The 14,536-nt window shown below is 47.9% G+C and carries 13 protein-coding genes and 1 other annotated feature; of the genes, 5 read left to right on the forward strand and 8 right to left on the reverse strand.

The window, feature by feature from the left end; translation table 11 throughout:
* Position 1: 1 nt before the first annotated feature.
* Positions 2 to 1,255 carry a lactate dehydrogenase subunit LctC gene (lctC, locus tag CHL1_RS14550; RefSeq protein ID WP_250933635.1) on the reverse strand — a complete coding sequence of 418 codons (1,254 nt, stop codon included), beginning with the start codon at positions 1,253 to 1,255 and terminating at the stop codon, positions 2 to 4.
* 19 nt (positions 1,256 to 1,274) lie between these two features.
* Entirely contained in the window at positions 1,275 to 2,078 is an 804-nt protein-coding gene (lctB, locus tag CHL1_RS14555; RefSeq protein WP_070370461.1) for a lactate dehydrogenase subunit LctB, read from the reverse strand.
* A gap of 460 nt (positions 2,079 to 2,538) precedes the next feature.
* Between lctB and CHL1_RS14560 the strand changes: the two genes are divergently transcribed.
* Complete coding sequence (locus CHL1_RS14560; RefSeq protein WP_250933637.1) at positions 2,539 to 2,931, forward strand: FadR/GntR family transcriptional regulator; 393 nt, start codon at positions 2,539 to 2,541, stop codon at positions 2,929 to 2,931.
* A complete protein-coding gene (locus tag CHL1_RS14565) occupies positions 2,891 to 3,250 on the forward strand; it encodes a FadR/GntR family transcriptional regulator (RefSeq protein ID WP_250933639.1) in 360 nt (119 codons plus the stop codon). Before CHL1_RS14560 ends, CHL1_RS14565 begins: the two co-directional genes overlap by 41 nt.
* Before the next feature lie 67 nt (positions 3,251 to 3,317).
* Here the strand turns inward: CHL1_RS14565 and CHL1_RS14570 are convergent, their stop codons facing one another.
* The 5 genes from CHL1_RS14570 to CHL1_RS14590 form a co-directional block, all read right to left on the reverse strand.
* Positions 3,318 to 4,802, reverse strand: a complete 1,485-nt coding sequence (locus tag CHL1_RS14570; protein WP_250933641.1) for a phosphohexomutase domain-containing protein — start codon at positions 4,800 to 4,802, stop codon at positions 3,318 to 3,320.
* Positions 4,803 to 4,844: 42 nt separating this feature from the next.
* Positions 4,845 to 5,828: an ornithine carbamoyltransferase gene (argF, locus tag CHL1_RS14575; protein ID WP_250936296.1), complete on the reverse strand. Its 984-nt coding sequence runs from the start codon at positions 5,826 to 5,828 to the stop codon at positions 4,845 to 4,847.
* Positions 5,829 to 5,883: 55 nt separating this feature from the next.
* Positions 5,884 to 7,116 (reverse strand): arginine deiminase, encoded by a 1,233-nt coding sequence (locus CHL1_RS14580; protein WP_250933643.1) that lies wholly within the window; start codon positions 7,114 to 7,116, stop codon positions 5,884 to 5,886.
* A 139-nt stretch (positions 7,117 to 7,255) separates the two neighbouring features.
* Positions 7,256 to 7,528, reverse strand: coding sequence for a Veg family protein (locus CHL1_RS14585; protein WP_026395084.1), 273 nt, complete (start codon positions 7,526 to 7,528; stop codon positions 7,256 to 7,258).
* 170 nt (positions 7,529 to 7,698) lie between these two features.
* Positions 7,699 to 8,433, reverse strand: a complete 735-nt coding sequence (locus tag CHL1_RS14590; protein WP_070370456.1) for an HAD family hydrolase — start codon at positions 8,431 to 8,433, stop codon at positions 7,699 to 7,701.
* 121 nt (positions 8,434 to 8,554) lie between these two features.
* Here CHL1_RS14590 and CHL1_RS14595 point away from each other — a divergent pair, with 121 nt between their 5' ends.
* Both CHL1_RS14595 and pheA read left to right on the forward strand, forming a co-directional pair.
* Positions 8,555 to 9,190: a lactate utilization protein gene (locus CHL1_RS14595; protein WP_070370455.1), complete on the forward strand. Its 636-nt coding sequence runs from the start codon at positions 8,555 to 8,557 to the stop codon at positions 9,188 to 9,190.
* A gap of 1 nt (position 9,191) precedes the next feature.
* Entirely contained in the window at positions 9,192 to 10,088 is an 897-nt protein-coding gene (pheA, locus tag CHL1_RS14600) for a prephenate dehydratase (RefSeq protein WP_250933645.1), read from the forward strand.
* 65 nt (positions 10,089 to 10,153) lie between these two features.
* On the opposite strand, the gene ileS is transcribed toward pheA, so the two are convergent.
* Entirely contained in the window at positions 10,154 to 13,252 is a 3,099-nt protein-coding gene (ileS, locus tag CHL1_RS14605) for an isoleucine--tRNA ligase (protein ID WP_250933647.1), read from the reverse strand.
* 149 nt (positions 13,253 to 13,401) lie between these two features.
* Positions 13,402 to 13,629: a binding site (T-box leader), on the reverse strand.
* A gap of 236 nt (positions 13,630 to 13,865) precedes the next feature.
* Here ileS and CHL1_RS14610 point away from each other — a divergent pair.
* Positions 13,866 to 14,456, forward strand: coding sequence for a hypothetical protein (locus CHL1_RS14610; RefSeq protein WP_148638454.1), 591 nt, complete (start codon positions 13,866 to 13,868; stop codon positions 14,454 to 14,456).
* The last annotated feature ends 80 nt before the right edge of the window (positions 14,457 to 14,536 follow it).

Consider the following 14,536-nt stretch of genomic DNA (forward strand, 5'->3'; position numbering starts at 1 on the left):
CTTAGCCAACCATCCTTTCTGGTGTTTCCATGGCTTCCGGCATTGCCACGGTTTTCCCGGCGGCAGCACTTTCCGGATCGGCAATCATTTTTAACAGTTCCGGAATCACTTCATAGAGATCGCCGACCATGCCGCAATGGGCAATGTTAAAGATCGGTGCTTTAGGATCATTGTTCACGGCAATGATATATTCTGAATTCTGCATCCCGGCGGCAAACTGAACGGCCCCGGAAATCCCCAGTGCGATGATCAGTTTCGGTTTAACGGTTCGGCCGCTGAGGCCAATCTGCAGGCGGGCATCAAACCAGCCAGCTTCGATACCAGGCCGGGTACAGGCCACGGTGGCGCCGATTTTTTCAGCAAACTCATGGATCATCTCCAAATCCTTTTCGCATTTCACGCCCCGGCCAACGGCCACAATGGTTTCAGCTTCCGACAGGTCAATCCCTTTTTCTTTTTTAATGACTTCCAGCACCGAAATGGCGGATACCAGCTTGTCTTTGCCAATTTCCATCACTTCCACGCTGCCCCAGGGATTGGCGACCCGTTCCGGAGCCGAGAAGACTTTATAACGGACGGTACAAAACTGAGGACGGGTGTTTTCAGTAACAATCTGGGCCATGATATTGCCGCCGAAGGCTGGCCGGATCTGAACCAGATCGGTATTGTCTTTCATTTCCAGAATGGTGCAGTCGGCGGTCAGGCCAGTGCGGTAACGGGCAGCCACCCGGGGGGCCAGCGACCGGCCGACGTTGGTAGCACCCACTAAAATCGAAGACGGTTTAACCTTTTCGATAAAGTCTTCCAGGACGTTGGCATAGGGCTCAATCACAAAATGCTTTAGCTCCGGCTGATCATAGACAAAGACTTTATCAACCCCGTAGCTAAGCAACTCACTGGCTTCGGCCGTGATGTTGGTGCCCATAAACAGGGCGTAAACCGGATGACCGATGACGGCCAGTTCCCGGGCCTTGCCAATCAGTTCAAAGGTAACCGGATGAATCACTCCTTCAATGTGATCGACATAGACGGTAATACCCTTGTAGAGGCTTTTGTCGATACTGATTTTTTCGTCTTCTTCGAGTTCAAGCACCCCGGCGGGGCCGTTTTTTAAACACATCTTGCACATTTTACAGGCGGCGGTGACTTCCAGACGAGCGTTTACATATGAAAAGGCATCAAAGGGGCAAATCTCTGCCAGTGCCTCAAAGGTTTTCTGATCGACGTTTTCGGTAATTATTTTAATTCCTGCCATGATTTTATTCCTTTCCTGCCTAATTATCTTTACTCAGATATTTTTTTTCAGTCAAAATGCCATGAAGTGCCTGGGCCAGCACGGTTCCATCGCCCTCAAAGCTTACTTTTTCAACATTACTTTCCGGTGGGAAGATCCGCTCCACCTGGGTCGGCGACCCGCTGAGACCATATTTTTTGGCATCGGTGTCGTACATATCCTTCAGGGTCAAAACGGTAATTTCGGGATTTTCGGAAATTTCCAGTTTTCGTTTATAAGAAGGTAAGCGCGGGGTGTAAATGTCCTTATCAACCGTGATCAGACAGGGGTATGGGACCCGTTGGATTTCTAAGGATTCTTCCATATTCATTTGCAGGGTCAGGCCCGCTTCATCGGCCACCAGAATTTTAATGACGTTGGTGACGTGGGGAATCCCCAAAAATTCGGCCATTTCCGGACCGACCTGGGCAGTGTCGCCATCAGTGGTCTGCTTGCCGCAGATGATCAGATCAAAGTCGCCCAGTTTTTTGGCGCCCTGAGCCAGGGTATAGCTGGTGGCAACGACATCGGCACCGCCAAATTTTCGGTCTGATAATAAACAGCCAGAGTCGGCGCCCATATAGAAGGATTCGAGTAGCACCTCTTTACTTTGCATCGGCCCCATCGACAAGGTCGTAATGGTGCCGCCCAACTCTTCTTTTAAACGGAATGCCGTTTCCAGACCATATAAATCATAGGGATTGAGCTTCGATTCAACCCCATCCCGAATCAGAACCCCTGTTTCCGGATCCACTTCGACGTTGGACGTGCCGGGAACCTGCTTGATACATACCAGTATTTTCATACTCACCCTCCATAAAATAAATTTTTTGATTATTGCGAGCTGCCGTGAGCTTTGGGCCCAGTTTGACAAACGCCTGATTCTACTAATCATTGTTTAAGTGAAGACCGCTGCGAAATTTCTTTTGCTGTCCGTTTTGGCACAGACAGCAAGGACTTCACTCCTGGTGGACAAATTTCGCCGTCAACCGAATTTTCCGTTGACAAAAACTGTTAAACCCTCTTAAACCCATTCATAAACCACTTGACAAAATTCTGATAAAATTCTACTATTGGTCTGGTGGTCAGACCTCTAACCTGTTGCCATTATATGTCTTTCGTAAATCTTTGTCAAGTAATAAAATAACGTTTTCAGGAAATATTTATTTACCAACTCTTGATCTTTTTGAATTTTAAAAGCGGCTGTGGTAAAATGGTGTATTATTATGTTTATAAAAAATCGAATGAAATGAAGTGACTTTGAGATGTTTAAAGAAATAGCCCATACGAAAATCTATTTGCAGATCCTCGAGCAGATTAAAGAAAATATTATCCGGGGAAATTTAAAAAGCGGCGACCGCCTGCCCTCGGAACGGCAATGGGCGGAGCAGCTGGGGGTATCCCGGGCGACGATCCGGGAGGCGATCCGGGCGCTGGAGATGATCGGTCTGGTGGTCTGTCAGCAGGGTGAAGGCAATTTTATTGCCGAAAATTTTGAAGATACCCTGACCCAGCCGCTGACGATTATGTTCTGGCTCAGCAACGGTCAACTCAGCGAAGTGCAAGAGCTGCGGCAGGGCCCTGGAAACGGAGGCGGCCAAGCTGGCGGCGAAAAAAATGACGCCGGAACGGTTTGCCAGTCTGGAAAAAATTTGTGATGCCATCGAAACCGAAACCGACGAAACGGTTCGGGCCGAACTGGACAAGCGCTTCCACTACGAAATCGCCCTGGCTTCGGAAAACCGGATGATCCGCAATGTTCTGCAGTCCTCGGCAACCCTGATTGAAGCCCTGATCAAGGATATCCGGATTGCCATTCTCGATGATCCCGACCGGGGACCGGTGATTGACACTCAGCACCGCCATATCTTAAACGCCCTGAAAGCAAAGGAGCCCTTAAACGCCGCCTTTGCCATGTCCCAGCATATGGATCTGATTGACGGCTTTGTGGCCGGGCTGGAAATTGATGAACACTGATTTAATGGTCTAAACGAAAAAAAAGCCGGATGTGGTTTGCCATCCGGCTTTTTTATCGTTTTTTTGACTATACCAATGCTTCAAATTTGTGCAGAAAGTCGCGCAGGACCGTTTCAATGACCGCGCAACCACCCACTGTATCGGATTCGATGTTCAGTGGCATAATCGGGTCATGGAGGGACATCCGCAGCAGGCACCAGCCGTTTCCGGCGGCCTCGTCACAGCTGACCCGGACCCCTTCATAGTTGGGATCGACCGCCGTCCAGCCGGGCTGGCTGGCGGCGAAGGCGGCAAACTCCGTCAACACGTTTTCGCCATAGGCTTTAAAATCATCCGTCGTAATTTTTAAGCGGATTTCCTTAGCTTCCACCGGTTCTTTTAAACCAGCCAGAAACGAACTGATTGGTTGGCCAGCCTTAAACAACTGGGCAAACTTGATCAGCGCCATGGTCACCAGATAGGCCCCGTCATCAAGAAAATAGTTTTCTTTAATAGCCCCGTGGCCACTGGTTTCCATGGCCAGATGGGTTTCGATCCCCTCGTTATTTAAGCGGATGGCTTCATTAATGACGTTTTTATAGCCCCGCTTAAAGCGATGATGGTGGCCACCATGGCTTTCAATAAAGGCCGTTAGCCCGGTGGAGGTAATCGAATCGGTAACAATTGTCGAGCCGGGATAGTCGGATAAAAGCATGCTGGCAATAAAGGCGATAAAGCCATTACGGTTGATAGCGTTACCTTTTTCATCAATAATCGCCGCCCGATCGACATCGGTATCAAAGATGATCCCCAGATCGGCCTGATTATCCAGCACTGCTTTGGTGATATGGGCAATGGCTACGGCATCCTCGGGGTTGGGCACGTGGTTGGGGAAATGGCCATCAGGCTCCAGATACTGGCTGCCAGTGGTGTCAGCGCCCAGCGGCTTAAGCACCTGGCTGGCAAAAAATCCGCCCGCCCCGTTACCGGCATCAACCACAATTTTGGCGCCTGCCAGGGGCTGCTCGCTGCCAGTTTTGGCCCGGATGATGTTTAAAATATTCTGGGAATAGGATGGCAGAAAATCATAATCCCGGGCCTGTCCGCCGGGGGTAAACGATGTTTCAACGGTCTCAGCCAGCGTCAGAATGGCTGTGATATCTTCTTTATTGAGGCCGCCCTCTTTGGTGAAAAACTTCAGTCCGTTGCGGTTAAAGGGCAGATGACTGGCGGTGACCATTACCGCCCCATCGGCCTCGATAACCGGATCGAGGGTGGTCATAAACATCGCCGGGGTGGTACTGATGCCGCATTGATAGACCTGGTGTCCCCGACTGACCAGCCCCAATGCCACCGCCTGGGCGATGTGAGGCCCGGACAGTCGGCTGTCACGGCCAACGGCAAAGGTCAGCAGGGTTTTCCCCAGCTTTTGCTCAAGCCAGGTGGCAAAAGCAAAGGCTATTTTCATGGCCATGTCCTGGGTAAAATTAACGGCCTCGCCGGGAATCCCCTCCAGGGCCACCCCCCTGACGTCAGAGCCATTTTGTAATTTTTTAATATCTTTAATTTCCATGTTGTTCTCCTGGTTATCAATCACCCGTATCAATCGGGCCTTTTAGCCAACCAAAGAGGCGCACATGACGGCTTTGATGGTATGCATCCGATTCTCGGCCTCATCAAAAACCTTGGAATGCTTGCTGCGGAAGACCTCATCGGTGACTTCCATTTCAGCCAGCCCAAACTTCTCTTTAACTTCCCGGGCGACCGATGTTTCCTGGTCATGGAAGGCCGGTAAACAATGCAGGAAGATCACTTCGTCATTGCCGGTGGCCTTAATCATTTCCATGTTCACCTGGTAGGGCGACAACAGTTTGATCCGCTCGGCCATCTGATCTTCTTCGCCCATGGAGACCCAGACATCGGTATAGATGGCGTCAGCGCCCTTCACACCGGTGCTTATATCAGCGGTCAGGGTGATGGTTCCCCCAGTTTCTTCACAAAGGGTCTTCATTTCAGCGACCAAGGCTTCTTCCGGAAATAATGATTCGGGCGCTACCGCCACAAAATGCATTCCCAGTTTGGCACAACCGATCATCAGGGCGTTACCCATGTTGTTTCGGGCATCGCCGACATAGACCAGACGTTTGTCTTTAACACTGCCGAAATTTTCCTGAATGGTCAGCATATCGGCCAGCACCTGAGTGGGGTGATCCAGATCAGTTAAGCCGTTCCAGACTGGGACGCCGGAATGTTTGGCCAGCATTTCAACCGTCTCTTGTTCAAAGCCCCGGAACTCAATGCCATCATAAAAACGACCCAGCACGATGGCGGTATCCTCAATCGATTCCTTTTTACCCATCTGACTATTGGTCAAAAAGGTGACATTGGCCCCTTCATCAAAAGCGGCCACTTCAAAGGCGCAACGGGTTCTTGTTGAGGTTTTTTCAAATAGCAGCACGATGTTCTTGCCTTTAAGCAGTTCGCCCACCACCCCTGATTTTTTCTTGGCTTTGAGTTCGGCGGCGTAGTCAATCAGATACTGGATCTCCGCCGGGCTAAAATCTTTTAATGTCAATAAATGACGTCCTTTTAAATTCATCATGTTTCCTCCGTTTATCGCTTGTTAAGCTTATTTTATAAATTAATTTTCGAAATCAAAACCCGTCCCGATACAAGGGCATGGTCATGCAGCGGGGGCCGCCCCGGCCACGAACCAGCTCAGAGGCTTCAATCCCAATCACTTCAATGCCATTTTGGGTGAGCACCTCATTGGAGCGCTCATTTCGGGCGTAGGCCACGATCACCCCCGGGGCAATCGCCAGGGTGTTGGTGCTGTCGTTCCATTGTTCCCGGGCAGCAGCCACCGGGTTGCCGCCGCCACTTTCAATCAGGTTAATGGCTGGTAAACCAAGCACTGCTTTGAGGGCTTCTTTGAGACTGTTCTGCTTTTGATACTGCAGATAGCCGTCTTTTCCCGGCGTCATAATGACGGTTTCGACCTGTTCCAGAATCCCCGGGTAAACAATGAATTTATCGACGTCCACCATTGTAAAGACGGTATCCAGATGCATAAAGGCTCGGTTGCTGGGAATTTTTACGGCCAGCACCTTTGTGATCCCAAGCTCGGCAGCAAAGAGGTTTTTGGCCAGTTCTTCCACCCCCTGAACCTCGGTCCGTTCACTGCAGCCCACCGCCACTACCGTCGGGCTTAAAATCAGGATGTCGCCGCCTTCCACCGAAAAGAAGTTGGTATCCTGGTAAAAGGTTTTATTGTCACAGTTTTTAAACAGCGGATGATGCTCATAAATCGCTGCCAGATAGCGACTTTCCCGTTTGCGGGTGCGGGTGGCCATGGCCGAAATCACCATTCCGTCATGAATGGTCACCGCCGGGTCGCGCATGAAATATAAATTCGGCAGCGGGTTTAAATAAAAGGCATAAGGTTCCGGGCCTTTTAAATAATCGGTCAAGACCAGATGCCGTTCCAGATGATCAAGCTGCTTTTGCAGCACTCCCGCAATCAACGCATCGCCCAGAGCATTGCTGTCGAGAGACATCAGGTATTCATTTAAAAACCCATCGATATAGTTGCCCGATGAGGGATTTTTATCAATCACTTCAGCTATGATGCTTTCCCGGACTGAGGTGTCTTTTAGTATATCTTTTAGCAGATCCTCAACATAGAAGACTTCGGACCCCCGTTTTCTTAAGATAGCCGCAAAGGCATCGTGTTCCTCCTGCATCCGGGCCAGCCAAGGGATATCTTCAAATAAAAGTTCTTTTAGCGAATCCGGGACAATCCGTTCCAGTTCTTTACCTGGCCGATGGAGCAACACCTTTTTGAGCTTGCCAATTTCCGATTCGATTTTCAGGTTCTTATCATTCATTTTTTTATCTCCAAAATTTTCAATACCCGGTTATTATACCATCGGTTTGCTAAAAAACCTACTAGAATTACGCAAGATTGTCGCAACAAAAAAAGAAGAACCGGAGTTCTTCCCTTTATGTGAATCGTTTATCTTGTCGTTATGAAACCAACAGTGCCCCATCCGCTTCATTCTCATCTAGTAATACAATTTTCACACTCTGAGTTAAGAGATCGGAATAACTAAACGATAATTTCTGTTCTTTCCGTTGATCTTCTTGAACCCGGACGGTAAAAATACTGGGATAAGTGCTTTCAATTACCCCTTCTTTTTGGTAGAGTTTTTTCTTGCTTTTATGTGCTTCAAGTTTGACTCGTCTGCCCAGATAATTTTCCACCTCGCGTCTAATGTCCATAATCGTAGCTTTTGGCATGAACTTCACCTCTCTGTGGTTTTCTCTACGTTAGTATACCACAGATTAAAGCAAAAGTAAAATTTTTTATTATAACAAGACCTGGTTTTATTGTCAATATGTAAATTTGATTTTCGTTTACATGTTGTTTAACGTTTACATTTTTTCATTGCTAAATTTTTTCCCGGGCCTTAGCGATGTTTTTTCTTCTGGGCATCGGGGTTGGGGTCCGGGTGTTCATTAAATACCGAGTACATTTCCCGACCGTAACGCAGGGCATCGACAATCCGCATCGGGTTATGGAGCCAAATGGCATCTTCCAGCTTGGTCAGAACTTCAAAAGATTCAAAGCCCCAGGTACATAAAACCGGCAGCATTTCGGCTCTGATCGCGGTTTCATAATCGACAGTGGAATCCCCGACGTAAAGACATTGCTGGGGTGTCAGCCCCATTTTGGCCACCAACTCCAGGGACACCGCCGGATTGGGTTTTCGCAGGGCATCTTTGGTAAAGCCCCGGACATCCACATAATCATACTGCCCTAGCAGGGCTTTAACCAATGTTTTGGCCTCAAGATCAGGCTTGTTGGTACAAACCGCCCAGGGGATATCATTGGCCTTAAGATAATCAAGCAGTTTGGTAATCCCCGGGTAGGGTTTGGTTTTTTTTAAATAGTTGGCGGAATACTCCGACCGTACCATCTCCGTCAACTTGTCAACAAAGGCTTCATCATCCCGATACTTTTCCGGCAAGGCATCCCGGGTCAGATTTCTAAGCCCTCTGCCAATAAACCGTTTTCCCACTTCATAGGAATGGGTGGGAAATTGATGATATTTCATAATCCCATTGACCGAATCGATCAGATCCTCCAGTGAATTGACCAGGGTACCGTCTAAATCAAAAACAATTCCTTTATACTTATGCATGACGTCCTCCTCTTCTGCGATTGCATGTTTTTTAATATTATACCCCATTTTAACAATAAATTTTGTTTTTTTAACAGCTTTGGATTATAATAAGATTATTCTTATCTCTGGAGGTAATATTTTGGGTTATAAGGAAGAGAATTATCAAAATCTCAGTAAATCTTTAATCAAAAAACTTGAAAAACGAAATTTTGAAGGCTACTATTGCCAAACTGCCAGTGAGGCCCTGGAACTGGCCCTGTCACTGATTCCAGAAGGTGCCAGCGTCACCCATGGCGGTTCCGAATCGATCAAGGAAATTGGCTTACTCGATGCGATTAAAAATGGCAACTATCAATATATTGACCGCAGCCTGGCTAAAACCCACCAGGAAAAAAGAGAGGTGGTGGCCCAGGGCGTACTGGCCCACACCTTTCTGACCGGTACCAATGCCATCACTATGTCTGGTGAACTGGTTAATATCGACGGACTCAGCAACCGGGTGGCCCTGATGTGCTTTGGCCCGGAACAGGTGATTGTTATCGCTGGCATCAACAAAGTGGTGGCCAATGTCGACGCCGCCATTTATCGGGCCCAGAACGTGGCGGCACCAATCAACGCCATCCGATTAAACGCCAAAACCCCCTGTTATGAGACCGGCAACTGTGCCAATTGCCATAGTGATGACTGCATGTGTGTCAATATCGTGACTACCCGTCACAGCCGCATTCCCGGCCGGATCAAGGTGATTCTGGTGGGCCAGAACTTGGGCTACTGAGATGCAGCATCAAGCCAATCCCATTGTTTGTTTAAATGAGGCCTTTGCGGTCTATCCCCATACCTTAAAAAAAGAACCGCGGGTGGCTTATGCCGGTACCCGGGGTTCTTATGGTGAAGAAGCCAGCCTGTCTTTCTTTAAACATGACTGTGAACTGTTTGCCTACAAGACCTTTGAAGATGTGTTTGTCGCTCTCAGCCAGGGGTCCATTGATTACGGGGTGCTACCAATTGAAAACTCCTCCACCGGATCAATTGCAGCCGTTTATGATCTGCTGTCCCGCTACCAGTATTATATCGTCGGCGAGCAGGAAATTAAGGCCAGGCACTGTCTACTGGCCCCCAAGGGCGCCAGTCTGGAGCGCATTAGCGAGGTTTATTCCCACCCCCAGGGTTTTTCCCAATCCGAGGAATTCTTAAAGGATTATCCCGACTGGAAATGCATTCCTTATTTCAATACCGCCATTGCCGCCGAGTACGTGGCCAGCCAGAACGACCCGACAATGGCAGCCATTGCCAGCAAACGGGCCGGGGAAATCTATAATCTATCGATTTTGGCGGAGAATATCAACTTTTCCCAGACCAACGTCACCCGGTTTGTGATAATTTCACGGCAGATTGAACTGTTTGAAAACCCCACCCGGGTCAGCATCGCCTTTCATCTGCCCCATCGTCCCGGGGCGCTCTATGAAATCATCGGGATCTTTTCGGTGTTTTCACTCAACCTCTGTAAGATCGAATCCCGGCCACTGTTAAAAGAGAACTGGGAATACCTGTTTTTTGTCGATTTCACCGGCAATATCTCCCAAAACACTCTGGTCAACCTGCTGCCGATTATTCAGGAAAAGGCCGAATATTTTCAGTTTCTGGGCTATTATCCCCAGTATGAAGAAAAATAGGATTATTTCATTGCAAAAACAACAAACCCCGATCAAGCATCACACCTGTTTGATCGGGGTTTATTTTATTTCTTTGTCAGTTCAATCCCGGTATCATGGCCATTGAGATTAAACACTTCACCAACACCGGCCTTAACCGTAATCGTATCAGCCAGGGTTTCAGTTTTAATAAAATCAGTATAGATTTCAATCGCCCGATCCATGGCTTCGTCACTGCTGTAGGTAATGTCAATCCGATCCATCACTTCGTAGCCGTTGGCTTTTCGCAGCTGCTGAATCCGGGAGACAAACTCCCGGGCACAGCCTTCATCGAGTAGCTCCTGTGTGAGGCTGGTATCAAGAATAATAAACTTATTGTTAAACATCTGGACATTGAAGCCTTCTTTGGCAGAAATCCGGATATCGATGAAATCTTTGCGCAGTTCGAGGCTTTCGCCATCCAGCTCAATCACAAAGCTGCCATCAGCTTCCAGCTTGGCCACCACCTCACTGGCTTCCACTGAAGCCAGGGCCTTGCCCAGCAGCTTGACATTCTGACCGAGAATCGGGCCAGCGACCTTAAAGTCGGGTTTTAAGGCATAGTTCATGAAGTCACCCAGATTATCTTCAAAGACGACGTTTTTAATATTTAGTTCCTCTTCAATCAGGACGCAAAGATCGCCCAGGGTTTCCCGGTACTTGCCATCGACAATGATCTTGGATAGCGGTTGGCGAACCTTGATCTGGGCTTCTTCCCGGGCACCACGACCGAGGCTGACCAGTTCCCGTACCAGATCCATCGGTTCTTCGATGGCATCCTGAATCAGCGCTTCATTGACGGTCGGGTAATCCGCCAGATGGACGGATACGCCATCGGTCAGCTTCTGATACAGTTCTTCGGTGATGTATGGCGCAAAGGGCGCACACAGCCGAACCACCCCTTCCAGCACTTCCCAGGTGGTGTTGTAAACGGCTTTTTTATCCTCCGTCAGTTCGGTTCCCCAGAACCGGCGACGGTTGCGGCGGATATACCAGTTGGATAAATCTTCGTTAACAAAATTCTGGATTTTTTTGACCGCTTTGGTCAGGTCAAAGACGTCCATTTCTTCCCGGACTTCTTTAACCAGACGGTTGTATTTAGAAAGAATCCAGGCATCAATTTCGGGACGATTGGCATAGGGCACAAAGAATTCTCTTGGATCGATGCTATCGGTATTGGCATACAGGGCAAAGAAATGGTAGGTATTTTTTAAGGTATTAAAAAATTTACTTTGCACCTCTTTAATCCCCTTGACATCAAAACGAGTTGGCGTCCAGGCTGGCGAGACATAAAGCAGATACCAACGCAGCGCATCCGCCCCATATTCAGAAAACATTTCAAAGGGATCAACCGTATTGCCCCGGGATTTGGACATTTTCTGGCCGTCGGCATCGAGGATCAGGTCATTGACCAGCACTTTTTTATAGGGCGCTTTACCGGTGACAAAGGAAGAAATCGCCAGTAATGAATAGAACCAACCCCGGGTCTGGTCAATCCCTTCACAGATAAAATCAGCCGGGAATTGTTCTTCCCACAGTTCTTTGTTTTCAAAGGGATAGTGATGTTGGGCAAAAGGCATCGAGCCGGAATCAAACCAGCAGTCGATAACGTCTTTGACCCGGGTCATCGTTTTGCCGCAATCCGGGCAGGTGAAATGAACATCATCCACATAAGGGCGGTGCAGCTCAATGCTTTCGTCAATCCCCTCAATGGCCCGTTCCACCAGTTCTTTTCGGGAACCGACGGTTTCCAGCTTACCGCACGCATCACAGCGCCACACCGGCAGCGGCGTTCCCCAGTAGCGACTTCTTGAGATCGCCCAGTCATTGAGGTTTTCCAGCCAGTTGCCAAAACGTTTTTCGCCGACAAAATCCGGGTACCACTCGACGCCATTATTATTTGCGATCAGGGTATCTTTGATCTTGGTCATTTCGATATACCAGCTCGGTTTGGCATAATATAAAAGCGGAGTTTTACAGCGCCAGCAATGGGGATAATTATGGAGCACCTTTTCTTTTTTGAACAGCTTGCCTTCGGCTTTTAACCATTTGATGATATCGAGATCGGCATCGATGACAAATTGTCCCTTCCAGGGGGTGTCGGTATATTTGCCGTCCTCGGCCACCGGCTGCAGCACCGGCAGATGGTAGGCACGGCCAACCTTGTAGTCATCTTCCCCAAAAGCCGGGGCGATATGAACAATCCCGGTACCGTCTTCGGTGGTGACATAGTCGGCACAGGTGACAAAAAAAGCTTTTTTATCGGGCGTCACAAAGGGCATCAGCTGATCATACTCAACGTACTCCAAGTCTTTTCCCTTCATTTCTTCAATGATTTCGTAGTCATCGCCCAGGAGTTTGGGCGCCAGCACCTTGGCGCAAATATACACGTCATCATTGCTGCGGGCTTTGATGTAATCGGCCTCGGGATGAACGGCCAGTGCCACATTGGCCGCCAGCGTCCAGGGGGTAGTGGTCCAGACTAAAAAGTATTCGTTGGCATCCTTGCGTTTAAAGGCCGCAACAACTGTGTTGCTTTTGATTTCCTGATAGCCCTGAGCGACCTCATGGGAGGCCAGACCAGTACCACAGCGGGGGCAATAGGGCATGATCTTATGCCCTTCATAGAGAAACCCTTCTTTATTGAATTTATCGAGAATCCACCAGACCGATTCAATATAATTGTTATCCAGGGTGATGTAAGGGTTTTCCATGTCAATGAAATAACCCATTTTGCGGCTCATTTCCTTCCATTGACCTTCGTAATTAAAGACCGACTCCTTACATTTTTCGTTGAACTTATCGATGCCATAGGCTTCAATTTCCGGTTTGCTGGACAGCCCCAGCTGTTTTTCCACTTCGATTTCCACCGGCAGACCATGGGTATCCCAGCCGCCTTTACGCAGCACCCGATAGCCATCCATGACCTTATATTTACAGACCGTATCTTTCAGTGTCCGGGCCAGCACGTGGTGGATTCCGGGACGGCCGTTAGCCGTTGGGGGACCCTCATAAAAAACAAAGTCCTGTTTCCCCGCCCGGTTATCAATACTCTGCTGCAACAGATTCATCGCTTCCCATTGTTTTGAGATTGCATCTTCTCTGTCGCCAATTTTTCCTTCTATTAATGTTTTAAACTGCGCCATATTTCTACCTCCATTAAGTCTCTCTTAGTTTACATAACTGCATTGCTTAATCTGTGTTTATTTTCTGCTCTTAAGTAATACGCTTTAGGATCACGCAATCCGTAATCGCACCAAGACTCGCCAAACACAAAAAACGCCCCCTGAAAAATCCAAGGGACGAAAAATCGCGGTACCACCCAAGTTGGCAGCAAACTGCCCACTCCATGAAGTTAACGATTCCCCGGGATTTCCTAAGCTTAATTAACCAATGGCCAACTTAAGTCTTCAGAAATCCTGTTCAAAGGTGATCTCTCTGAGGTATCTTTCGACAATCTTTCACCGAATTGATTATCTCTCTGTTAAAGCATTCCCCACAGCGTCCTTATCCTGACATTTATTTTTTTAGTTAGTTGAATACAATAGTTAATAACGATTTAAAAGTAAAAAGGTCTGTTTTATATTCTATCCAATATCCTTAATAAAATCAAGTTTTTTGAAATGTTTATTCAAAAAATTAAGAATATGGGTTATAATAAGGGCGAACTATTCATTCGTTACACAGATCGTTGGGAAACAAAACGATTTGACTACCGCCGTTTCCAATTGATCTGTCCATTTCCAAAAAGGAGTCATTATGAAAACACGTTATATTATTCTTTCGGTTGTCCTAATTGGGGTTCTGATTGCTGGCGCCGTCTTTATGATCCCAAAGCTGATGAATGACGAAAAAACGACCGATCAAAAAACAACCGCTGAAGAAACAACAACGACCAAACAACCTGACCAAATTAAAAATAATCTGCCGGATACCACCGCTACCACTGCGATTGTGGTGCCCCAGGACATGCAAACGGTCATTTCCGAAAATCAGGCCGATCTCTATGTTGATGAAGCCGGTCTACTGGCGGGCAATTATCCCATCCAGATGGTTCCGCTGTATGGCGTAACCAGCGTTTCCGAATCGAACCAGATCACCACCGCCGCAGGCAAACCAGGCTGGAAAGCGGCCTATGTTTCGGATTTTTCCACTGATGAAATCCTTAGTTTTTACCAGAGTCTGCTGGCTGTCGCCCCGGATTATAGCGAGGAAACCGTTTCTGAATCCACCAATCTGAAGGGAACTGTCAGCGGCTATACCATCAGCCTGACCATTTCCCCCAACAATCCGGATAAAACTGACCTTCCCGGCGTGAGTGCTGTCAGTATCTTTATTGAGCAGGTTTGATGGGTTCAGATTTTTAAAAAAATCAGGTCATTCAAACCCTTGTATTCTAAAAATAATATGGGATAATTCTATACTAAGCC

It is taken from the genome of Acetobacterium wieringae (genome assembly GCF_023700225.1).
In the GTDB taxonomy this organism is placed as follows: domain Bacteria; phylum Bacillota; class Clostridia; order Eubacteriales; family Eubacteriaceae; genus Acetobacterium; species Acetobacterium wieringae.